The following is a 22407-nucleotide window of genomic DNA, read 5'->3' as shown; positions in this document are numbered from 1 at the left end:
AAGAGGTCAACTTTGCAGTGATTATTATCATAGTTTTGTATCTTTGCAATTGACTTGAACTTCACAGATATGATCAGCATCAAGTATATATTCTCTACCATCGTAGGATTGGGGACTTGGAGACAGGCGGTTACCATCAGCCTATGTTCCTACTTAAGAAGACAAAAGTATGAGGCACCCCTTTCCCATACGTGTATTCATGGGACTTCTGACCGTCTCTAGTTTTGGACTATCGTTACGACATTATGAACTACATCACAGAAAACGAGCGCATTTATGCAAAGGATGCCAGCGGTAAGATTATAGCTGAAATCACATTCCCCACAGAAAACGGAATAGCAACTATCAACCACACCTTTGTTGATTCATCCCTGCGAGGCAAAGGAATTGCAAACCAACTCGTACAGATGGCCGTAAATAAGATTCTTGCTGATGGGAATAAAATCGCAGCAACATGTCTCTATGCTATCGTTTGGTTTCAGAGACATGCTGAATACCAAGTATATAACACAGTTGCACCCATCGCTTGTCGGATTGACAGAAAGAAATCATGATATGGAGCTGACAATAAAGCGTTTTAGTGATTTGAGTCTCGATGAACTTTATGAGATTCTGCGAGCAAGAGTAAAGGTATTCGTCATTGAGCAGAATTGCCCTTATCAGGAACTTGACGGCAGAGATCAATACGCATGGCATGTATTCTTTCATGATGAGAGTGGGATTGTCGCGTATCTCCGAGTTATTGATGCCGGAATACAGTGCCCGACAGTTGCTATAGGAAGAGTAATCACTCTCAGACGGGGAGAAGGTTTAGGGCTAAAAGTCTTGAAAGAAGGAATTCGAGTGGCAAAGGAAAAACTAAATGCAAATGAAATTGAGATTGAGGCTCAGGTTTATGCTAAAGGTTTTTACGAAAAGGTTGGATTCCGCCAGTCGTCAGAAGAATTTTTAGAGGATGGCATTCCTCACATGAGGATGACATTGAAATTATAAACAACAATCATGAGAATATTCATCGCTATAAGATTCACCAGACCTTTCAAGACTTCCATCGAAGATGCCCAGGATGCTCTACAAGAATATGGAGTAAGTGGCAACTATACTAGTCCTGAGAATCTTCATCTTACCTTGGCCTTCATCGGTGAAACTGAAAGGATAACCGACATCAAGGCTGCAGTAAGTGCCATCAAGTTTGAACCTTTCGAAATACAGACGGGCAAACTTGGTTGCTTCAACGGCAGGAGCAAGATCATTTGGCTCGGCATTGAAGGAGAACAAAAGGTAAAAGCAATAGTTCAGGAGTTAAGACAAAATCTGAATCAGCGTGGCATTAATTATGACCATGGCAAATTCCAGCCACACATCACCCTCGTTCGCAAGCCAACTGAAATACCTCTTGACATTGATATAAATAGCTCCAGTATGACTGTAAACGAAATCTCCGTCATGAAGTCTGAAAGGATTGATACCCCAGTTCGGGATAAGAAACATCAAAAAAATGACAAAAAAAGTTGGCAATCACAAGAATATTTCGTAACTTTATAGTTAACAATCAATAAGTTACAAAAACTATCCATTATGATCGCCACGAACAAAGTTATAGAATTATTTTGTATTATCGATGAGTTTTGCAAACATTTTGATAAAGAAAATGCTCATAGGGTACTTCTTACCAGTACGGGGAAGCAACGCCGCAGACGCGCGGCATCATTATCCGACAGCGAGATAATGACCATCATGCTTCTGTTTCATTTCGGTACTTTCCGTAATTTCAAGCACTATTACCTTTTCTACATTAAGGGAACCTTGAAGTCCTACTTCCCCCATGCTGTATCATATAACCGTTTCGTAGAACTGGAGAGCCGAGTATTCTTCCAGATGATGTTCTTCCTTAACCTCAAGGCTTTCGGCAGGTGCACGGGGATTACCTTTGTCGATTCCACAATGATCCCGGTCTGCCATAACCTGCGCCGTTATTCGAACAAGGTATTCAAGGGCTTTGCAAAGGACGGGAAAGGCACGATGGGATGGTGTCATGGGTTCAAGTTGCATCTGGCCTGTAATGACAGGGGAGAAATTATTTCCTTTGTCCTCACAAGTGCCAATGTAGATGACCGCGACCCAAAAGTTTGGACTTCGCTGGCCAAGAAACTTTACGGCAAGCTGTTTGCTGACAGGGGCTATATATCAAAAAAACTTTTCGACAGTCTTTTTGAAGACGGAATCCACCTCGTTACCGGGTTGAGAGCGAACATGAAGAACAAGCTAATGCCCTTTTATGACAAGATGATGCTCAGAAAGAGACTCATCATTGAAACCATCAATGATATGCTGAAAAATACTGCACAGATCGTACATTCCAGACACAGATCGGTCAACAATTTCATTATGAATCTGATTGCTGCATTGGGAGCATATTGTTTCTTCCCAAACAAGCCTAAAGCGCTTAACGGATACACTATTGAAAGGACTAATCAGCTCTGTCTATTTTAAGTCTTATCCCGAACTGGGGTATTGATGGTAAACTCGTTTATACGGCCTTGTAATTGGTCTTCAAGATATTGGCAGGACTGTTTCTTGCGTATGCGCATTTGATCAAATAACAAAATGCCACTATCTAAGGATAGTAAAATATTGCATAGAAATGGAGAAAAAGTTTCGTTTACTATGCAATATTTTACTATATCAGATTCTGAGTTCTACACCTTTTATTTTCCGATGCAACATCTATATCTATCAAATAGTCAAGTATTTGAGATTTAAACGGTACAAACAAGATACAAGATTTTTAGTATCTGGCACATTCGTAAGTGATTGATATTGAACCGTTTATAATCCTTTTTCTATTTGTTATTTAAACATTTTGCAGAATTTCAACTATTGAGCCGTGATAATTCCCTAATTATCGTTACAAATATACATATTTTTTTTGTAATAAGCAATGTTTTTGCCTAATTTTTACTGAATTCATGAACAAAATGTTACTCAGAAATATTCGCCCAAAGTTTTATATTTTATGCGGTACAAATTTTATGGAATTTTTTGTGTCCATCATAATTAAGTAATTAAAAGACCTAATAAGTGAAATAGTGGATTTTTGCATCGAAAACTCCATAAAAGGTTGTTCCGTGTTTTTACACATATTCTATAGAAACTAAGACAAAATTCAACTCAAAATAAATTTATTTTGAAAGAACTAAGCATATAGTTGTTTTATTTTCTGATTTTCCCTTTCTCATAAGGTCTAGAGTGTTCACAGGGTATTATAGACCAGCCAAAATCTCTCTTTAGATTCTCAGTAAAGACATAGAAAACTAGACAGTTCCGACGGTAGGCCGGGGTAGACTCCTTGAATTTCCTTTGTTTTTCCTTATCTTGGATGACTTGGATGACATTCATCACGGAATCAATTTGGTTGAATTTTCTTTTCCTTCCTTCCAATACGGCCATTCTCATGTAATAGCCAACTTCTTCCGGACTTAGATATTTGTTCAGTAGCTGTGCCAACTGTACTTGCTTGGCGTTAGGGGGAAGGTTATTAATAGGATTAGCATGCATTTTCTGTTGTGGTGTCTGTGTTGGGAGTTGTTCGAACCCTTCTTCGTATGGATTCAGCTTTTCATCCCCTTCCTGCCATGGCCGGTCTTCTCCTTTCTTTGGATTTTTTCGGGTATAGATGTAAAGGAATACCGTGGTTACCTTTCCTCCGAGGCCTTTTCTAGGGCCTTCCTGAAAATCAAACCAAATACAGCCCTTGCCATATTTATAGTGAAAATAAAGCTCTTTCTGAGCTTTCTCCAGAACATTTTTCTTGATGCCATTATAGTTGCTGTACTTACCTCTCGTCTCAATCTTTCCTGTTCTTTCATCCTTAACTTCATCAAGACCAAGCATATTACGAAGAGTTTCCATTTTCACGGGTACTAAATTCTTTGCATAATTGAATCCCATCTCTTTGCTTATCCGGTCTGAATATCGGTAATCTCCACTGTACTTGCAAGCGAATTCATACATTTTCTGGGTTTCCTTGGATGCAAAAGACATCGCTTCACCTATATCAATAGTTGTGAAGTTTCCTTTTACGTTGATCATGTAAGGCAATATCTCCGGAGAGATGCGGACATCATAGACTTTAGTCACTGTATTATAGTAAAAAGCATCTATCCAGTGAATTCTGCCTTTTATTTTTTGTCCCTTTTCATTGGTATATTCCACTGCAATGAATTTTTTCCCCAGTTGTTTCAAGGCCTGGTAGGTCCGTGGTATATTTTTCTTGCCTCCGATCACACCCAAGTCCTCATCAGTAAAATGCATGATAAGTTCTTTCCAGTTTTCCGGCACTCCAAGATTCCTGGACACAAAATTTACCTTGACCCACTCTGAAATAAGATACAAAGCTCTTTTCTCTACCAGGTTGCAATCAATGGCAGAGTCAATCAAGAAGTTACTCCAGCGTACATTTCTGTGCCTGATATGCAGGAGACTCCTCATCAGGGTAAATTCGTCTTTCTTCTTTGGCATAAGATGCCCGTACCGCAAATTAAATTTCAAAAGATAAAAGCGTCACCGGATGATCCGAGTTCATTGCCGGCAGCGCTACCATATCCCAGAGCTTATCCTGTTCCTTGATTCGCTTTATGGAAAGGCATAGTAAAGTTATACAATTCGACGGGATAGCACAAATGCGGCTAAATGGTGTTGAAATGTGAACAAGTGTTTCAAATGTTAATATAGCTTTGCAGTGATTCTGTTTCTTTATGTCAAATAAAAAGAATTAACAAAAAGCAGGTTCAGCACCAGCGCAAGAACTTGCAAGTTAAGCGCAAAACCTTGTAAGTTTGCCGCAAAGGCTTGCAAGTTAAGCGCAAAATCTTGTAAGTTCAAGCCGATAAAAATTTGTAAATGACTGACTGGCAGATATATGGAATTATATTTTCCTCTCTGTAAATAAGCTTGTAAGTAATAAAAAAAATAAAGCTTAATGAAACCTGACTTTAGGGAAGAAAAAGATGCCGGATTCCTGAAAGGATAACGTCTGATTTTCAGAACGGCAATCTTACCATCTCCTGAAAAAAGCAGTTATCAGGCACAGGATTCCTTTCAGTACAAAAAGCACGCTACCCAAAATGACCCTTACAATTGTATAGGCCAAAACAAAAAAACATCCAAAAATTGCCATATACTCAAATTGTTTTACATGTTATTTTCCATTTATCTTGTAAAGATACAAAAATATACTGAAATACAGAAGTGTTTTTATAGAAAAAACAACTATATTCATGGGAATTACGTCTTGGAATCAACTTGAAATATCACGTATTGTTTCCTCTATATAATATTTTAATTCAAAAATAGTAATCATGAAATGAACATAACGATTTTATTTTTTTTAATGCAAGCCACAAGTTAAAAAGAAAAAAGATGCAGACATTAATCGAATCTTTAAAAGTGGCATTTCAACAGGTGCGCCACGCAGAGGAAGCTTTCAGTACTTTCTTGAAAAGCCTGTTCTTTGTAAGAATGCAGTATAGGACAGATAACAAAAAATTACCTCAAAACGTACTGCTCTTTCTGTTTCACAGCGTAGAGATGCTGGTTGACTCTCTTTTGCGAATTAGGGAAGTAGGGCATCTGCATTGGATCCATGCAGAAGCACGCGCCCGCATCACCTCCCACCTGACCGCAGCCGTCGACGATGAGACTATTGATGTAAAACAAACGATGAAATTCCTTCTGAAAGTTGAGGAGGCGATGGCGCCGAATATTGACATCTTAGCTATTGTATGTCATTTCTGCTCTACGGAAGGACTCTTATTTGACATTTTACTGCAAGGTGATATTGTAAGCACTTCATATCTTGACGTGCTATGTTCCTTTCGACAAAACTGCTGGAAGATCTTCAAGAAACTGATCTTTGGAGAGAAGGACATTCAGGTATCTTGCTTTGAAAGCCACCTTAACACTCCATCGGAATGCGCCGTCCTGGCCCAGTTCCTTTTCCAACTTCGGGAGCGATTCTGCCTTGAATTTCAGGATGTGCAATGCTTTATTGCCAGGCGGGCTATGCGTTCAGAAGCAAGAAGATCCGGATCTGAGCCTAAATTCTCATCTACAACTGAAAAGGGAAAATTTCTGAAGAATGTGATATCGTCTGCATTAAACATTCCCGTTACCACTGTTATTCAAAATACGATGGAAAAACCTCACCGTATCATTCTGTCGAACCGTCACTTTTTAGTGAAAATTCTGACTCAGGATGGAATTGCTTACTGGTGGAATGCGAGAAATGAAGGAAAAATCCCAGAACCGTTTGTCCTGAAGCAAAATCCCCTTACCGGGATGACACTGAGAAACCTCGCTTCAAGATACTATCCGCTGCATGGTATTTGCTTTATCATTAATTATGTTCCCTGCATAACCGGAGAACACAACGCTCAAAACGAACTTCATATATAATATTGTTTAATTGGCTTGCAGAAATAAAATTTTTGACTATATTTGCATCCGTCATTGAACCATGGTATGGTTCGTGATCATACATTGTAGTTGAAATAAGCGTTTAGCTATCCGTTGAATCCTGGCGAAATCTGGAAAATTTCAAAATAAGGGGCTTTGATCGGTACGTTGAATGCTCACGTTAAGTCGTGGGTATCATCTCTGCGTGTCCCCTTAGGCTATTCCAGAGCCTCGCCGGGCCGTATGAGAGAAGTACCTACGCTTCTTACAGTATCGTTTCAAACTATATTTACTGTATGGGCCAATGGCTTACAAAAGCGATAATCTGTTATTTTATATTTGAATAACATATAGATGATGATATTTTGCAGAATATAGCTTATAACTTTATAGTGTTATAGCTTATGAAACTATAGAATTTTATGGTTCCTTTATATCTGGGATTTCTTGCTTGTTTTTTCCCTTTTTGATAACTTTGCTACGAGACGGAATTGATTACCAGGCAAGTTGTACTTTTGTATATACATTCTTCCCTTCGGAAAGCCTGTATACCAAAAGTTACTTGCCGGCAGAGCCGGGGAATATAACTCGCAACTCGTTATATTTTGGAGCGCAAGGCAAAACGATAAGAATTTAGTATGCAGACAAAGACCAGGGTTCTTGATATCAGACTCACCATTAAGGATGAGGAACTCTTCCGGAAGAAAGCCAAGCCTTACCAGGGCAATATGAGTGCCATGATCCGCGATGCCGTTGCCCAGTTCGATGATAGGGCAACTATAGGGAAAATAGACGCACTGACAGACATGATGAAGCTATACCGGAAATATCAGCAGGACTTAAGCTGGTTGGGAGGAAACTTTAATCAGGCCATGAAACAGGCCAACGAGATAGCTATCAGTGGCAAACTTTCCCAGAGTTACTATGAGGGAATACTGATACCAAAACTCCAGCCCTTGCAATCCCTGCTGCAGAGCATCAAGGACGAGTTGTCTGATGTCACAGCCAAACTAAGTCACGGCTGATAAACCTCCTAATCACTAATTCATTTGCCATTCAAGCCACTATAAGATATTTTCTATCATTTGATATTTTAATTTTCTATACCTTATATTTCTGTAATTTATAGCATCATAGACTTGAACAATATAAATTTGGAACTTATATTTTTGTAAGCTATAAACTTATAGGACAACAATGATAGCAACGATATTGGTTTCAAGTTCCACCTTTCATGCAGTGGAATATAATCAGCAGAAAGTATCTGAAGGTAAGGCGGAGCTTTTGGAGATGAGCAATTTCAATCTGCTTTCCCTTTCGGATAGTTATACGACAAGGAATTTACAGGATTATCTTATGGACTATTCCAGGAGAAATACCCGTATCAAGAATCCTCAGTTCCACGTAGTCATCTCCTGCGAGGGCAGAGCGTATTCTTTTCCGGAGCTGATTGGGATTGCTCATCAATATCTCCATGATATGGGATATGATCAGGAGGGGCAGCCTTTACTGATTTACGGGCATCATGATACGGACAATAATCACATCCACATCATTACGAGCCGGATAGCTCCGGATGGCCATAAGATCAACCATAATCAGGAGAAGAGACGTTCTCTTTCTATCATCAATCATATCATGGACAAGAAAGAAGGAGAGAATATATCTGAGGATGTGGCTAAAGCTCTTAGTTATCATTTTGAGAGTGAGGGCCAATTCAGGGCCATTCTGGAAAGTGAAGGTTATGAATGCTATGGAGATGGTGATACGCTGGAAATCAAGTTTGGCGGTAATATTATAGACCAGATCAAGCTCTCCATAATTGAGAAAAAGAAATCACCGGCAGTCAACTTTGATGACAAACGTAAACGTATCAGGGCTTTTCTGCTCAAATACAGGGATTTTTCCGCTAACAAAGAAGAACTCAATGCTCAGATGCATAAACTGTTTGGTATCAGTCTGGTGTTTATAGGGAAGAAGGATTTTCCATACGGATATATTATTGTTGATCATAACAGGAAAAGTGTCATGAAAGGCAGTACAGTCGTTCCTATAAAACAGTTGCTTCAGTTCCGTTCAGCAGAAGACAGGTTTGAAGATGCAGAGAAAATGGTAGAGTCCATGTTTCAGGACAATAACCGGTTGACGACAAGGGAACTGAATACTAAGCTCCGCTGGCAGTTTGGAACAAAGGTGTTTAAAGGCGCCATCACATGGGGAAGCCAGACGCATCACCTTTCTGAAGATGTTATTAAAAAATTACAGGCAAATGACAAACTGGCCTGGTTACAGTCGTTCAGACCGTCTTCCGACTTGGAATGTGCCATCCTTTACAGATTCGGTAAGATTAAGGACAGACAAGGGCTGACAAAACAGGAGAAAAAGGAAGGCTCCTTAAAGAAGGCTGTGGGAAGGGTAAAATCCATCATGGATAAATCTACATCTAAAAATTTGAGAGACAGATTCTTCGAGACCGGTATAAGGATTTATCGCTTTGGTGATCAGTATTATTGTCTAGACCTTCAGGACAGGTTAATATTCTGCATGAATGAACAGAAACTGGACTTAAGGCTCCTTCATCGAGTATATGGTAAATCGAATATTAAGCAGATGCAACAAGGCCCCCATACCCCACATGTTAAAAGAAATGGGGTCAAGCAAATCACCACACAATCTGGTGGATCAAGAGATGAGAACAGGGAATTTGAAGTTGGTTCCCATGGTAATTATGATGAGATAGATAATGAAAAAAAATTGCAACGATAAGGAATTTTAGGGGGTAATTATAAGGTTTTAGCTGATTATACAACCAGCAAAAGGATAAAGTTCTTCTTCTCCACTGTTCGGGTAAACCAGCTTCTGCTTAAAGATATGTCTATGTCTTCTCTAAATCTTTGGAGATCAATGTCCTTTCATTTCCCTTTAGAAAGGCTTGTTCCTCCCTTGAGAAGTAAGAAGGAAGAGAAAGACGTACTGAAAAGTGCTTTGAGGGTAATTGTTACCCACCAGTCCTTTTCTATTGCCAAGTCCTCGATTTTTGTATTCACTCCTGTCTTCTGTATAATAGCTATACGCTCTTCTTCTGTCTTATCTTGCCAAATGCTCATACCTTTTGCAAGACGCTCAAGAACATTGAAGTCCTCCATTATCGATAATATCTTGCTTACATACTCATTATCGAACTTGGTAAAGTCATTGACAAAGAAAACCATACCTGGCTCTGCTTTGTCTATCCTTTGTTTTATTTGTTCTTGAATCGTCATTTTAACATATTTTAGTCGGTAACTTTTGCAAAGTTACGGAAAACCATAGCTGCCTTATCTAAAAATGAGAAGGTTGAATTTGAGTTATTAACTGAAGTTTCCCACCCCCTAAATAGGGCAAAAACAGCATTGTAAAAATAAAAGTTTCTCGCAAAAAAGTTGTAAATTTGTAGTATCAATCAAACAAATAACGCTTTTTATTAAGAAACTTTTATGCATACAAAAATAACCAATTTCCATGAGTTGAGCAAACTTCTGAGTGTTAAAAATAACGTAGAAGAGGATATCATGACATATTTTGTCCATTTTAGTCTGGGGCATCTTCTGCATCGCCTGTCTTTGGAGAAACAAGGTGGCATATCGGCGGTTCAGCTGATCTTGTCACTGTGCCTGTTCCGTATCAACGGCGAAAGCATTCATTCCATCTACAAGAAGAGCTTCTATGATCTGCTCGATACCGGCAAGAACTGCTATTATCGCATGATGTCCCGCAGCTCGATGGACTGGCGTCGTCTATTGCTGGGCATAGGCATGCGCTTTGAGTCAATAGTCCGTCGTGAAAAGGCGGAAGCAGAGCATTCGTCAACCTGTTTTATCATCGACGATACAACACTGGAGAAACTTGGTATGGCTATGGAGCGCATCAGTAAGGTGTTTGATCATGTTGCCAGTCGTTGTGTACTTGGTTACAAGCTTCTGCTGCTGGCCTATTTTGACGGAAAGAGTACATTGCCCATAGACTTTTCCCTTCATCGTGAGAAAGGCAGGAAAGGTGACTATGGCCTGAAGGCGTCAGACCGCAGGAAACAGTTCTGCAAATGCAGGGACAAGGATGCTCCTGACTGCAGGCGGCTGCAGGAGAGTGATATGGAAAAGCCGTCTGTTGCAATAGAAATGCTCCGCCGTGCATGGAAGTATGGATACCGTGCCAGGTATGTCCTGTGTGACAGCTGGTTCACTTCCGAGAAACTCATTGCTGCAGTCAGAAGTATAGGCAATGGCGCGATGCATCTGGCAGGTCTGGCCAGGATGGGGAATACGAAGTATCAGGTAATGGGCAGGCGTCATAATGCATTGGAGTTGGTTGCACTCTATGAACGCAGTGAGTTCTTCCATGAATGCAGGAAATACAAGTGCCATTATATTTCATTAAGAGGTAAGATAGGAAACCAGTCCGTAAGGATCTTTCTTGTAAAATACGGCAGGAATACCACATGGAATATTCTCCTGACGACTGATCTGAATTTGAGTTTTGTCCAGACCTTCGAAATCTACCAGATCAGATGGAACATCGAAATTGTCAACAAGGAGTGCAAGCAATATCTCGGACTGGGCGGCTATCAGGGACGTGACTTCGACGGTCAGATTGCTGACTGTACATTATGTTTCATGACATATACCGTAATGACTCTCAAGAAGCGGTTTTCAGATTATGAGACACTCGGGGAACTATTCTCCGCAGAAAGGGATGGACTGATGGCGCTGACGCTATGGAAGAGGATACTGGCCTGCCTTGAAAGATTTCTTCAGGCTCTGGCCGATGTCATGGGACTTGATGCCGACAGACTTATCGAAGGCATGATGGAGGATAAAGAGCTGGCACAAGAGTATAAAGTCATGGCGGATGCTATCGAAAAGTACCGAAAGCAGAAAGCGGCTTAGGCATTAAATCCTTTTAAGTAAGTGTTTAATGTTCTTATATATAGGAAGTTGCCGGATGAGTCATTCTTGTGATAGTCCCTTAACTGAGGACTTCTATAAAAATGGGAAACTTCAGTTATTAATACTAAGTGAGATGTAAAGGGAATACTCATTTTAAGCTGTTAAAGGAATTAAAACGGAATTTGGAAGTCTCATGGAATTGATTATTTTTCCTCTATAAAACCAAAATAAATTCTTGGTCAAGAGTAACTAAAACGAGAAAAGATATATTAGTTCATGATACAGGGCGACAATACCCTGTACTTACGCAGCTGTGTAAATGAGCACAAATAAGACTTTCCTCTACGAGCTATACCCAAACTGGTTTCCACGGTCTCCACATCTGAAAGGCTCAGCTTGTGTTTGATCAGAAGGGCGTCGATGATCATCCGGGCAGACTTGTTGTCCGCACCGTTATGGACATTATGCAAACGGATGTTGTATATCCTTTCGATCTTGTCCCAGGGAAGGGTGTCGCCCAGCCTAAGTAGGTATGATACCGAGCTCGAGTATGTTCTTACTCAGTTCATCTATGAACTATGTTGACTCAATGGTGCAGACGGAATCTGCTTCCGCAGTTCACTTACATCAAGAAGGTATTTATTATGTCCTTTTCTGTGGGAATGATGACAGCAAGATGAACTTTGTCTCTGTTAACACACATACAGTGGAGCATGTTGAGATAAAAATATAACTGTATTACAATTGATGTTCTTATATTTTATCAATCAGATTTTTTTCATTCTCTATCATGGCCTTACAAAACGCAGAGTAGCTAATGCAGTTTTGGTCGATCTTGACTCCGTAAAGACTCATTGTGCCAGGATAACCCCTCAACATTTCTGATGAACCAACGGTTTCGCCAGAACGAAGTGGAAAGACGAACCCTCCATGACTTGCCTTCTGTATCCACATATAGGTAATGACTTGATGCAGATCGTCACGGTTAATTTCGGATACCTTTTTGTTGCCGAATCTTTTATACTTGGCATCCAAAATGAAATCATCTTTCCAAAAATCCGGATATCTCCATCCGCTGCCATCTTCAAACAGACAGATTCTTCCTGTCTCGGCCTTATTGCGGGGATGTTTAAAACCTTTATGGCTTAAGATAGTATCGAGATATTCCTCCCATAACCAGGCACCATCAAACAAAATGCCATGAATCTCCTTGTCGTCTTTACCATATTTCAATTCTTCGTGACAGAGTATGCACAGACAAAATTTCTGTAAATCCCGGTAGGCATAATAATAAGGATGAACCAATGGACGACGGTTGTCATCCATGACTTTCTTTCTATTATGACGCAGATAATTAGGTGTGGCTCGAATCACAGTTTTCACGTTATCAGAAGTCTCATGACTACCTGACAGGATGTTTCCAATCTTGGGAAGCTGCTTGATCAACTCAATGGTATGGCGAATGAGCTCCGTGATAGAATTGTCGAAGGAAAACTCACGTACATCATAGGCCACCTTACCCATAAAGGGAAGATTGCTTCGCAAATGGCGTTCCATATTGATTCGCCCACGGACATTGCTGTTGTTGTATTGCCGAGTCCGATATTCCTTGAAGAGTCCTTGTCTGAAAGCATTGTTCAGGAAATGAGGGAACATGAACACCAGGAAGTCAAAAACTCTCTCCTCATCAGTGGTGAAATTCAAGTTGAAGAGGTTGAACGAGAAAACCTTCTGCAACATATAGTGCAGAAAATAGTCATTCTCATCATCTGTAAACCGTGATCGGATGCTAACTTTAGTTCCTTTGTAGCCGATAAATCCCATAATATTGCCAGTGAGCAGTTGGTCGCCTTCAATAGTAAAAATGTGTTCCGGGCCTATCTGATCATTGGTTTGTTTGATGTCATTCGGAAAAATCAGCAATCCAGGATAACCGGCATCGCAAAGCTCTTGAATGGTGGGCTTGGCAAGCTGGCGCAGGTGGTCCGGGTTTTCGGTGGCGTCTATCGGTGTGGAAGAATTATCCTTGCATTTCATCATTCTTATCTTTTGGATGATTACTTAGTATTGTTATAAGCCTTCCGCAACACTTCCAGTTTGTCTTTTGCATCGCGTTCTCCTCTTAGGTATTCGTAGAGTACACCTTTAAGATGGTATTGCCAAAGGGAATCGAAACTCCCATAGTCGGGATACTTCATGAAGTAGGCCGCACCGATATCGTATGCTTCGCTCAATCCTTCGGTCTCTTCTATGGCTTTGTTCAGATTCCGCATTCTGTTCTTTATCTCATCTCTCACGGAATCAAGTTCGGGATTGGCATCCAACATGACCATACTTTCTTCGGCTGTCACCTCTTTCCATGCGAAGCGACGACGCATAGCAAAGTCCATGCTCTCCACACTGCGGTCGATATCATTCATTGTTCCTATGATATAGACATTGGAAGGAACAAAGAAATGGCCATAAGTTGTCAAATCCAGGTATCTGTCAAAAGCATTGCCTGAAGTCTGCATATTGGCATATTGAGTAGTAACCTTACCTTTTTTGCCACGGTAACCAGTATCTATGGAAAAAAACAACTCCCCAAGAATCTTTGACAAGTCTCCACGATTGATTTCATCAATGACAAAGACATAATTTTTCTTACTGACACTACTGTTCTCACTACTCTTAATATCTCCCTCAAACTTAGGAAAAATCTCGTTATAAATGGCAAGAGTATAAGAATCTTGTTGAGTCTGATATTGTTGTTGGAGCAGTCGTTTCACATCTTTCAAGCTAGTGACCTTATCGTCAGCGGTTAAGAGTTGGATAACATCATCTCGTTTTAGGATGATGTTATTAGCCTTGTCGTTTTGCGGAATAGTAATTCTTATGTGCTTTTCATCGTACTTAGTCACATAAAATTGGTTTTGTTTGGCATGTGTTCTATACATTTTGGCACCTTTTGTCGAGTTTCCTCCGATCCAGGTTGCTTTGCCAAGAAAACTATCTAGCGCCTGTTGTGCAGCTACTTCTTTGCCAAGTTGTTTACCTGTTTTCTTAGATTCCACAATGTTTTTCAAAGCCTTTTCGCAAAATGCTTTGAATATACCATCACGTAGTTCAAAGCCTACGTTGTTATTATCATCTGGCTCCATAGGACGCAAACCTTCTACAAAGTCGGTATAGTCGTATGAAGGGTGGAACTGTACAAAACCGAATTGCTCACTCTTGTCTACTTCATTCACGTCGCAGCCTATTATTGATGCTGCAATCTCTTTGGCCAGATAGGTCTTACCTGTACCAGGAGGACCAGTGAGAATAAGGTTATAACTGTGTTCCAGCAAATTCTTATCTATGTCTATTCTACTCATGTTTTTCTTAATTAAACTATCCACATAATTAATAAGCAATTGATTATTGCATTCCTTTATGGTGTTGCGGTAACTGCCAAACTGTCCTCCTTCGAAGGTATGGCTTTCTCTATTGAAATAATCTACAGAAAGTTCAATCCCCTGGTAGCTATCTCTTTGTGGATCAAAATTTATGGCATCTCCGGTTGCCTTTCCAACGACAGGTACGTTCAAAACAGAAATGTTGTGGCCTGTCCCTTTCGTGTAAGACGTTTTAAGAATAATGATGTCACCCTTTCTCAATTGTTCTGCGTCTTTCAATTGTGAAGCATCTTCTTTTGTTCTGAAAATCGCCTTCCAATTTTTATTGGCTATGAAACTTTCCAATTGAGATTCTCCGTCAATTGTATAACCTACACACCAATAACGTTGAGCCACTTTATTCCTGGGAGGATGTACTTTGAATTCATCATTTTCCATTGTTCTAATCTTTTTAATTGTATTTTGATGCAAAGATAATGCTATGTTGTTATAAATTGTATTTTTTTGTTGAAAAATCATATTTTCTTATAAATTTCCGCTGCCTTAAGGTGAGTTGCCACTATTTTGTCGGCTAAAGAAACGGGTATAAATACCTGACAATAGAGATTCAGTCAAAATTAATTCAATACACTCTAATAAAATAAATGTTAAATGCCATCTAAAGAAGAGTATTATTTCCTCATAAAATTTCGTTCGTTAAAAAATATAGTAGATTTGCACTATTAAATTTCAACAAAGTAAATATAAAGTTGAAGTACTAACGATAAATATCATGGAGTACAGAATGAGTACAATTTCACACAGTAATAAGAGGTATCAGAGCAATCAGGTAATTGGACTGACACTAATCCATAAGTTTTAGAATGAATGGTATGCCTGAAAAATATGTCGGAGTAAAGCGAAAAGCAACATATATCTATTGAGAATGGAAAAAACTATAGATGATCTATCAAGCAATGATGCGCTTCTCAAAATTGCAAGAGAATTGAATGAGCTTTATGTAAGTAAGAAAGAAAAACTTCCTTATTCCATCAACGTAATCAACGAACTTCATGCAAACGAGAATGCCAATTCGAGAATTTTACGAGGCTTGCTTCAATATTCTCATGAGGGCAATTATCCAATATTCCAATCATTCTTGGAACTTATGAGTAAATCTGCTGATTGTGAATTACCTATCATAATCAGGAAGCCAGAGTTTACAAATCAGGAGAATTGGATAGACCTACTAATTAAGGAGAAGAAAGCTTACGCAATAATTATTGAAAATAAAATATGGAATGCAGTTGACCGGAATTCTCAAATTGAAAGATACATTGATTATGTTCATGGCCTTGGAATTCCTCAACAAAAAATCTTTATTATCTACCTGACATGTGACGGTAAAAAACAAATTTCAGCTATAAGCCTGACTGAAAAAGCAAAAAGTTTTCTTGGCTATTCGGACAAAAATGCAGGTAGATTCATCTGTATGAATTTCAAGTATGATATTTTGCCTTGGCTTGATGAACTTTTACGTTCAAATGAGATTAAAAAAGAACCACTTTTATTATCGGCTTTAATCCAGTATAGTGATTACTTAAAGACGAAATGCAATGTTCATCATGAAGATATAGAAATTGAAAATGAATTAGGAAAAAAGCTTATGGAACAACTTCAAATTCAGAATATTCAAGAATTATTACAGACTCAGAAAGATGTAAATAAGTTAGGGAATATAGTTAGCTCTGTTGTTAACAATAGAATTCAATCTATATGTGAAAACAGTATTCTCAATCCTTTGGAAAATAAAGGATTTCATATCATTACCTATAAATTCCGATACGACTATTTTGATTTAGAAATACAAATTGAAGGTTGGGGGAAATGTTGGTGGGCTATGGAGAGTGATCAGCAGAGCTTATTCTCAGGTATTTGGCGTAATTCCAAAATGAGCGTTCCTAAAAAATACATCGCTATGGTAAAAAAGGTATATGACCATTCTGATAAAGGATACATTGGTTGGAATTGGTTTAATGACTATGAGTTAGATGATGATTTTTGGATTAATTTGGAATTGAACCCTACAATATTTGTCAATTTTATCATTTCAGAAATAGAGCGCGTAAAAGAAGCGACAAAGGGCATAAAACTTTAAGAATAGAAATAAAATGTACAATTGAGAGATGAAGAATTTGGACAATGTATCTATAACAGCCATTGGGTCTAATGCTGAAAGATATGTGAAGGATCTTATGGAAAAAGGATATCATTGGGATCCATTGGATGAAAATATTTTCTTTGCTTTTGTTCTGGTTGACTTTAGTAATCATACTTCTGACAAAGCTATTAAAGATTTCCTTTTTTTAGCAAAAGTTTTCAAGGGCATCCATCCGGTACTCATTGATGTGCCCCTCGGTAAGTCCATCCTTCTTCTTACAAAGGAGAATTTTGACTCCTGTCTGGTCATCAGGCAAAGGAACAAGGAAAGTATTGTTTTGCAGTTTTTCAAATTGTTTTTCGATGGCATTGTCCGTCATGGTAAAGTCAACTTGGATGATGAGGATTTCTATGAATTTCTTAAGGGCACTAACTTCTTAAGTATCCATACTTACCCGTTTAGAGATATGCTCAATGAAGTATCCGATGAAGTGGGGTTATTGGATTTGTCCTACCAGGGGGGAAACTCTTTTTACTTTCAAACCATCTGTCATGGTGATATCTATCTCCATCAGGAATTGGGAATACTCCAGCGGTTCATAGAAAACGGCAATCAGAAATCAGAATTGCGTTGGGGATTCAACTATAAAAGCGATGAACGCTATTTATGTATCATGGGGGTAACTAACAGAATATGATCATCTGGCCTCTTATATCGGACATGATTCCAGTCATACTTCCTCTGACTTATGTACTTGCAATGACAACGTTAAAGGATAGGGCAGTGCACTGTCGGCTCTTTCTCCCAGAATGGGCAAGCCGACGCGTTTCAGCAAGTGAGCATGGCATCAGGCATGATACCGAGAATCTTACATATCTTGCCGGCCAGAGACAAACTCGGCTCGCTTTTCCCCTTTACGAAATCATTTATCCTGCTGGGACTGACTTTCAATTTTTGGGCCAGTTCTTTCTGTGTCATTTTCTTCTCTGAAAGTCCGCATGCTATCAATTCAGCCGGTGTAGGCTTACCGATAGGGAAATGGATCTTCTCATATTCCTCCACTACATCACTCATCAACGTTAGTTCCACGCACTTAGGATCATCCAGCGATGTAGAATCGTTCACATAGGGAAGAAGTTCCTCTATGCGCTGCTCTGCGAACTCATATTGCTGTTTGGTAATCTCTGCCATCGTTCTGCCCTCCTTCATTTAAATCATTGAAGTATCAATCTGTTCATATTCCTTATGGGTGCCAACAAACCGGATATACAGCCTCGAAATGGTAAACTGTACTACAACCACCAACCGGTACTTGTTCCCAGGAATATTGAATACATAATGTTGGTTACCCACCATATCTGTATCACCAAAATCCTGCCGGATATCAGCCAGATTATGCCATTCTCGCTTACAGGTTATTTCGTACCAACGTTCAAGCGGCACTCTGGAATCTTCGTATTTAGACTGTTCATAGAAAAGCCTTAGTTTCTTATGGGATATAATTCTCATTCCTGCTGCAAATATAAATATTTGATTTTGTATTTCAAAATTAAATTACATAAAAATCGTTTATTTCAAAATAATTTAATGGCTAATGTGAAAATCTTTTAGCTATCTGCCACTGCATACAGAATGCTAGGCTACGTCAAAGCCACACAAATAAGTTACCTCAATTCGGCATAGGCTAAAACAAACAGAGCTGCTAGTTTTATTCCGTCAGCGCATGAGGTTTGTTAGGGAAGAAGCAATAGCCCCAAAGCAAAAATAAGATTCATAATGAAATTAGATACGAATCTGTGTGGAATTCTTGAGCATATCATGGATTGTTTCGTAAGCTATCAGTCTTTCCCGAATAAATTAGTAAACCGCAATTAATATTCATTAATATTTCTGATAGTTATATTCCTTAAAGGTCTCATTTCTTAAAATATATTAGTATAATAAAGGGATATTATAAGATATAATTTTATAACATATCCAAAATATGGGTTTATAGTTTGTAGCTTTATCATCTTTCTCTATCTTTGCTACCATCAATTTGAGTATGTTCATTTTGGATACTGCTTGTCATCATTTGAAAAGATAGAAGATATGAAGAAAGTCTTTATCGCACTGGCCAATCAAAAAGGTGGATCTGGAAAGTCTACCCTCTGTGCACTTTTTGCCAACTATCTTGTAGAGAAAGGCAAAAAACTTTTTGTAGGAGATTTCGATAATCAGGGGACACTTGTATCAGCAAGGAAGAGTGATCTTCTGTTTTTCCCGGAAACGGATGTGCCGTATAATCTGAAAGGGTATGAGATAGCGTTGGAAGGATCTCATACGATAAAAGAAAATTATGATTACATCAATGCAAAATTAGACGAGATGCCTTCTTCCGTAGATGTTGTCCTTTTGGATACTCCAGGGAACCTGGATGAGGATAATCTTCTTTCCCTGTTTCAGCGCATGGATTATATCATTACACCCTTTGCATACGACAGAGGATCCTGGGATTCTCTCAAAATGTACCGTAAGGCATTACGCATTCTGAAATCTCCCAAATACGAATACAAGGCTCATTTTGAAGTGTTCTTTATCCTCAACAAGTTCGACAGTCGTATAGGGACTACTGAGGAACATGCTGTATGGGCAGATATGAATAAGATTCTTTCAGGGGAAGGACTTTTGACTCCAATGATCAAGAATATAGCAGAGTTGAAGCGTTTCAACACGTTATTTCTGACCAGGAAACAACGTGAAACAGTTTTACCCTGTTTTGACTTTATATACCAGCAAATCTTTGGAGAGGAGGATAGCAAATGACAGGAAAAAAAGCATTAACACAAAGTGGGGGAACACATATACCTTCTTTGAAAGAGGTTCTTCTTATGGATGAAAATAAACCTATGCCTCCATCCGCTTCTGTCCAGACAGAGACGGATAGGAGTAAGGAAGGGCAGGGTAGAGTAGCCGAAGAACCTGTAATTATGCAGAATTTCTCTGATCCTTTAGAAGACCTTAGCACTGTCATTGTCTCATCTCCGTTTCTTAGTGCTCTGAAGGAGTACGAAGATGCGTATGACAACAGAAAGATGGTGATAGCCCGCCGATGTGTACTGGTTGATGAGGTCGTCATGAATACTATCGACCAGTTGTCTTTCTATAGTATGAACAAATCCAACATGATCAATTCTATGCTCACTTATTGTATCCAGCATCATAGTGAGGAGTTAAGGAAATTTCTCAGAAAGGATAAAACTTTACTTTAATAACCATTCTTAGTAAAAGAAAATACATGACCATTTGGACCAATGATACGATAGAACTGCTTCGCAGGAAATATCCGACGGAGAAGAATGTGGTAATCGCAAATGCTCTCCATGTCAGTGTATGTACTCTCCGCTGGAAAGCCAGGCAGTTAGGATTAATCAAAGCTAAGTCCCGTAAACAGATTTTCTGGACCGCTGAAAATACTGCCTTCCTGATCAGTAACTTCCCATGTCGTAGGACAACGGATATAGCGATGAATTTAGGCGTAAGCATTAGTTCTGTCCGACGGAAAGCACATGAACTGGGATTGGAAAAAGCCCAGGAATCAGAAGATGATGTAAGGGTAAAAGAAACGATAATCAGCCTTTATGGTAAATACTCTTATAGAAGCATAGCTTTGAGGGCAGGTATATCAAAAAGTACAGTATTCCGGATCGTTCATCAACTAGGTCTTCAGATGTCACCGGCAGAAAGGGGTAGGCTGAAAGGCCGCCAACTTCAGAAGGCTTTTCACTATGAGCAGTTCTGCAGACTATCGGGATTGTCATATAGGATGAACAGAACCCTGGGCTTTGACAAGAGAAAGATGAATATCAAATATAGGTTGACAACAGACGGTTATCTGGTCAATCACTATGATGATGTAGTTTATTATACTTCCCTTATGGAACGCCATCCTGTAAGGGAAAGGAATGCAGAAAAGATGGGACTGGTATTTCTGGAATATCCCCTGTCTTTCAAGACAAAAACATACCAGGAAGAAGCATTAACTTCCGGGAATATATTAAATATACCACTTATGATTATAAAAGGAAAAATTACAGTTGTCTCACCTGTAAGAACAGGAACCAGTCATAACGGCCACAACTGGAAAGTACAGGATTATGTGCTGGAAACCGAGGAACAGAATCCTCAGCAATGTGTGTTTGAAGCCTATGGTGACAACATAGACAAGTTTCACATCCAGAAGGATGACTATGTCACCGTAGAATTCACCATGGTGGCAAATACAGGGAGGGATGGACATTGGTTTGGTAACAATCGTGCTGTGGAAGTAACCAAATACGAACATCAGGAATCCCTGATATAATTGAAATGGTACTTAAATGCATTTTTTTAACCATACCATAAGTAGATTCTAAAATATTATGTATACCCTCAAAAGCGTTTGAGACACTTTAGCGAGTTAGAAGTGATTCCATACTCCTAAAGCGGATGGTAATATCTAAGTCACAAATTAATTCAGGCAAGGCTACATATCATTTCTGTGGCCTTGCCTTTTTCATGATCATACTCCAGACTAAAGTATATAGACAACGGAAGGATTCAAAACTGCTAAATTCTCTGTAATACAAACTTCGATAGTATTTTTGAAAATAAACATGAGAAAATAATGATACTTGTAAGGTTACTGCTGACGATGGGACTTTTGCACAAAGATGGTTAATGAAAAGAGACTGTCATTTCAACTGTGTCAAGTTCAAAGACAATAAAAGTCATATTTCGGAGTTATTAAGAATATAAAAGAAAGTAAACTTATGACACAAGAAGAGTATTCAGCAATGTTGGAGGCAGCAAAATCCCAGTTTAAATCCGGTAAGCCATTATTTGGAAAGGACGGAGCCTTCCACCGTGTCCTGGAAGATTTTCTCAATGCGGCAATGGAAGGCGAGATGGAAAGCCACATCTCAGCGACGAAGCCGTCAACGAGCAACCGCCGTAACGGAAAGATGCCCAAGGCACTGCAGACCGAATACGGTCCGGTAGAGCTTGAAACTCCAAGGGACCGTGACGGCAGTTTCTCCCCCGAGACCGTAAAGAAGCGTCAGACGATATTGGCCGAGGGCCTGTCGGACAAGATCATCAGCCTTTATGCTACGGGGCAGAGCATGCAGCAGATCAGTGATTTCATTGAGGAGAACTACGGCAGCAGAATCTCGAAGGAGACCATCAGCAATATTACGGACAAGGTGTGGGACGAGATCCGGTCATGGCGCACCCGCACCCTGGACGAAGTTTATCCCATAGTCTGGATGGACGCAGTCCATTACAAGGTCCGCAATGATAAAGGCTCAGCCACGGCACGTGCCGTGTATAATGTCATCGGCATAGACAGGAACGGCTACAAGGACCTGCTCGGCATGTATGTATCCCACAGCGAAGGGGCCAACTTCTGGCTTGGTGTACTTGCCGATCTGCAAAACCGCGGGGTGAAGGACATCCTCATTGCCTGTGTGGACGGCCTTACAGGTTTCCC

The 22407-nt window shown here is 39.5% G+C and carries 21 protein-coding genes; 15 read left to right on the top strand and 6 right to left on the bottom strand.

Annotated elements, in window-relative coordinates; genetic code table 11:
• Positions 1–245 precede the first annotated feature (245 nt).
• Genes NG821_RS09045 through NG821_RS09030 form a run of 4 tightly spaced genes read left to right on the top strand, consistent with a single transcriptional unit; the run spans position 246 to position 2493 of the window.
• On the top strand, positions 246–554 hold the full coding sequence (locus tag NG821_RS09045) for a GNAT family N-acetyltransferase (protein WP_252761338.1): 309 nt from the start codon (positions 246–248) through the stop codon (positions 552–554).
• Between the two features lies 1 nt (position 555).
• A complete protein-coding gene (locus tag NG821_RS09040) occupies positions 556–993 on the top strand; it encodes a GNAT family N-acetyltransferase (RefSeq protein ID WP_252761337.1) in 438 nt (145 codons plus the stop codon).
• Between the two features lie 9 nt (positions 994–1002).
• Positions 1003–1545: an RNA 2',3'-cyclic phosphodiesterase gene (thpR, locus tag NG821_RS09035; protein ID WP_252761336.1), complete on the top strand. Its 543-nt coding sequence runs from the start codon at positions 1003–1005 to the stop codon at positions 1543–1545.
• A 33-nt stretch (positions 1546–1578) separates the two neighbouring features.
• A complete protein-coding gene (locus NG821_RS09030; RefSeq protein ID WP_252761335.1) occupies positions 1579–2493 on the top strand; it encodes an IS982 family transposase in 915 nt (304 codons plus the stop codon).
• A 720-nt stretch (positions 2494–3213) separates the two neighbouring features.
• Here the strand turns inward: NG821_RS09030 and NG821_RS09025 are convergent.
• The gene (locus NG821_RS09025) at positions 3214–4521 is read right to left on the bottom strand and encodes a replication initiation protein (protein ID WP_252761334.1); all 1308 of its coding nucleotides are present in this window, start codon (positions 4519–4521) and stop codon (positions 3214–3216) included.
• A 900-nt stretch (positions 4522–5421) separates the two neighbouring features.
• On the opposite strand from NG821_RS09025, the gene NG821_RS09020 reads away from it, so the two are divergent.
• From NG821_RS09020 to NG821_RS09010, 3 genes are all read left to right on the top strand, one after another.
• Entirely contained in the window at positions 5422–6456 is a 1035-nt protein-coding gene (locus tag NG821_RS09020; RefSeq protein ID WP_252761333.1) for a hypothetical protein, read from the top strand.
• Between the two features lie 638 nt (positions 6457–7094).
• Entirely contained in the window at positions 7095–7481 is a 387-nt protein-coding gene (locus tag NG821_RS09015; protein ID WP_252761332.1) for a hypothetical protein, read from the top strand.
• 172 nt (positions 7482–7653) lie between these two features.
• Entirely contained in the window at positions 7654–9222 is a 1569-nt protein-coding gene (locus NG821_RS09010; protein ID WP_252761331.1) for a relaxase/mobilization nuclease domain-containing protein, read from the top strand.
• Positions 9223–9368: 146 nt separating this feature from the next.
• Here the strand turns inward: NG821_RS09010 and NG821_RS09005 are convergent, their stop codons facing one another.
• Positions 9369–9719, bottom strand: a complete 351-nt coding sequence (locus NG821_RS09005; protein ID WP_252761330.1) for a DUF6088 family protein — start codon at positions 9717–9719, stop codon at positions 9369–9371.
• Positions 9720–9932: 213 nt separating this feature from the next.
• On the opposite strand from NG821_RS09005, the gene NG821_RS09000 reads away from it, so the two are divergent.
• Together NG821_RS09000 and NG821_RS12610 are read left to right on the top strand one after the other, a co-directional pair.
• Positions 9933–11381, top strand: a complete 1449-nt coding sequence (locus tag NG821_RS09000) for an IS4 family transposase (RefSeq protein ID WP_252761329.1) — start codon at positions 9933–9935, stop codon at positions 11379–11381.
• A 398-nt stretch (positions 11382–11779) separates the two neighbouring features.
• A complete protein-coding gene (locus NG821_RS12610; RefSeq protein WP_262921882.1) occupies positions 11780–11911 on the top strand; it encodes a hypothetical protein in 132 nt (43 codons plus the stop codon).
• Positions 11912–12134: 223 nt separating this feature from the next.
• Here the strand turns inward: NG821_RS12610 and NG821_RS08995 are convergent, their stop codons facing one another.
• Together NG821_RS08995 and NG821_RS08990 are read right to left on the bottom strand one after the other, a co-directional pair.
• A complete protein-coding gene (locus tag NG821_RS08995) occupies positions 12135–13421 on the bottom strand; it encodes an McrC family protein (RefSeq protein ID WP_252761328.1) in 1287 nt (428 codons plus the stop codon).
• Positions 13422–13438: 17 nt separating this feature from the next.
• On the bottom strand, positions 13439–15277 hold the full coding sequence (locus tag NG821_RS08990; protein WP_252761327.1) for an McrB family protein: 1839 nt from the start codon (positions 15275–15277) through the stop codon (positions 13439–13441).
• A gap of 406 nt (positions 15278–15683) precedes the next feature.
• Between NG821_RS08990 and NG821_RS08985 the strand changes: the two genes are divergently transcribed.
• Complete coding sequence (locus tag NG821_RS08985; protein ID WP_252761326.1) at positions 15684–16895, top strand: PD-(D/E)XK nuclease family protein; 1212 nt, start codon at positions 15684–15686, stop codon at positions 16893–16895.
• 97 nt (positions 16896–16992) lie between these two features.
• Positions 16993–17595 carry a hypothetical protein gene (locus NG821_RS08980; protein ID WP_252761325.1) on the top strand — a complete coding sequence of 201 codons (603 nt, stop codon included), beginning with the start codon at positions 16993–16995 and terminating at the stop codon, positions 17593–17595.
• A 131-nt stretch (positions 17596–17726) separates the two neighbouring features.
• On the opposite strand, the gene NG821_RS08975 is transcribed toward NG821_RS08980, so the two are convergent.
• Both NG821_RS08975 and NG821_RS08970 read right to left on the bottom strand, forming a co-directional pair.
• Positions 17727–18089 (bottom strand): helix-turn-helix domain-containing protein, encoded by a 363-nt coding sequence (locus NG821_RS08975; RefSeq protein WP_252761351.1) that lies wholly within the window; start codon positions 18087–18089, stop codon positions 17727–17729.
• An 18-nt stretch (positions 18090–18107) separates the two neighbouring features.
• A complete protein-coding gene (locus NG821_RS08970) occupies positions 18108–18407 on the bottom strand; it encodes a type II toxin-antitoxin system HigB family toxin (protein ID WP_252761324.1) in 300 nt (99 codons plus the stop codon).
• 582 nt (positions 18408–18989) lie between these two features.
• Between NG821_RS08970 and NG821_RS08965 the strand changes: the two genes are divergently transcribed.
• The 4 genes from NG821_RS08965 to NG821_RS08950 all read left to right on the top strand — a co-directional run.
• The gene (locus tag NG821_RS08965) at positions 18990–19703 is read left to right on the top strand and encodes a ParA family protein (RefSeq protein WP_252761323.1); all 714 of its coding nucleotides are present in this window, start codon (positions 18990–18992) and stop codon (positions 19701–19703) included.
• Between the two features lie 65 nt (positions 19704–19768).
• On the top strand, positions 19769–20149 hold the full coding sequence (locus tag NG821_RS08960; protein ID WP_252761322.1) for a hypothetical protein: 381 nt from the start codon (positions 19769–19771) through the stop codon (positions 20147–20149).
• Between the two features lie 26 nt (positions 20150–20175).
• The gene (locus tag NG821_RS08955; RefSeq protein ID WP_252761321.1) at positions 20176–21240 is read left to right on the top strand and encodes a DUF3127 domain-containing protein; all 1065 of its coding nucleotides are present in this window, start codon (positions 20176–20178) and stop codon (positions 21238–21240) included.
• Positions 21241–21688: 448 nt separating this feature from the next.
• Positions 21689–22407: IS256 family transposase (locus NG821_RS08950; RefSeq protein WP_252761320.1), on the top strand; the 719-nt coding region annotated here is incomplete at its 3' end.

The organism is Segatella cerevisiae, from assembly GCF_024054555.1.
Taxonomy (GTDB): Bacteria; Bacteroidota; Bacteroidia; order Bacteroidales; family Bacteroidaceae; genus Prevotella; species Prevotella cerevisiae.
Note: the sequence above shows the minus strand (reverse complement) of the source record. Positions and strands in the feature narration are given on the sequence as shown.

Bases quoted from the DNA above. Each gene is read 5' to 3' on its own strand.
- NG821_RS09045 (WP_252761338.1), top strand. From the start codon at position 246: ATGAACTACATCACAGAAAACGAGCGCATTTATGCAAAGGATGCCAGC.
- NG821_RS09040 (WP_252761337.1), top strand. From the start codon at position 556: ATGGAGCTGACAATAAAGCGTTTTAGTGATTTGAGTCTCGATGAACTT.
- thpR (WP_252761336.1), top strand. From the start codon at position 1,003: ATGAGAATATTCATCGCTATAAGATTCACCAGACCTTTCAAGACTTCC.
- NG821_RS09030 (WP_252761335.1), top strand. From the start codon at position 1,579: ATGATCGCCACGAACAAAGTTATAGAATTATTTTGTATTATCGATGAG.
- NG821_RS09025 (WP_252761334.1), bottom strand. From the start codon at position 4,521: ATGCCAAAGAAGAAAGACGAATTTACCCTGATGAGGAGTCTCCTGCAT.
- NG821_RS09020 (WP_252761333.1), top strand. From the start codon at position 5,422: ATGCAGACATTAATCGAATCTTTAAAAGTGGCATTTCAACAGGTGCGC.
- NG821_RS09015 (WP_252761332.1), top strand. From the start codon at position 7,095: ATGCAGACAAAGACCAGGGTTCTTGATATCAGACTCACCATTAAGGAT.
- NG821_RS09010 (WP_252761331.1), top strand. From the start codon at position 7,654: ATGATAGCAACGATATTGGTTTCAAGTTCCACCTTTCATGCAGTGGAA.
- NG821_RS09005 (WP_252761330.1), bottom strand. From the start codon at position 9,719: ATGACGATTCAAGAACAAATAAAACAAAGGATAGACAAAGCAGAGCCA.
- NG821_RS09000 (WP_252761329.1), top strand. From the start codon at position 9,933: ATGCATACAAAAATAACCAATTTCCATGAGTTGAGCAAACTTCTGAGT.
- NG821_RS08995 (WP_252761328.1), bottom strand. From the start codon at position 13,421: ATGATGAAATGCAAGGATAATTCTTCCACACCGATAGACGCCACCGAA.
- NG821_RS08990 (WP_252761327.1), bottom strand. From the start codon at position 15,277: ATGATTTTTCAACAAAAAAATACAATTTATAACAACATAGCATTATCT.
- NG821_RS08985 (WP_252761326.1), top strand. From the start codon at position 15,684: ATGGAAAAAACTATAGATGATCTATCAAGCAATGATGCGCTTCTCAAA.
- NG821_RS08980 (WP_252761325.1), top strand. From the start codon at position 16,993: ATGGAAAAAGGATATCATTGGGATCCATTGGATGAAAATATTTTCTTT.
- NG821_RS08975 (WP_252761351.1), bottom strand. From the start codon at position 18,089: ATGGCAGAGATTACCAAACAGCAATATGAGTTCGCAGAGCAGCGCATA.
- NG821_RS08970 (WP_252761324.1), bottom strand. From the start codon at position 18,407: ATGAGAATTATATCCCATAAGAAACTAAGGCTTTTCTATGAACAGTCT.
- NG821_RS08965 (WP_252761323.1), top strand. From the start codon at position 18,990: ATGAAGAAAGTCTTTATCGCACTGGCCAATCAAAAAGGTGGATCTGGA.
- NG821_RS08960 (WP_252761322.1), top strand. From the start codon at position 19,769: ATGGATGAAAATAAACCTATGCCTCCATCCGCTTCTGTCCAGACAGAG.
- NG821_RS08955 (WP_252761321.1), top strand. From the start codon at position 20,176: ATGACCATTTGGACCAATGATACGATAGAACTGCTTCGCAGGAAATAT.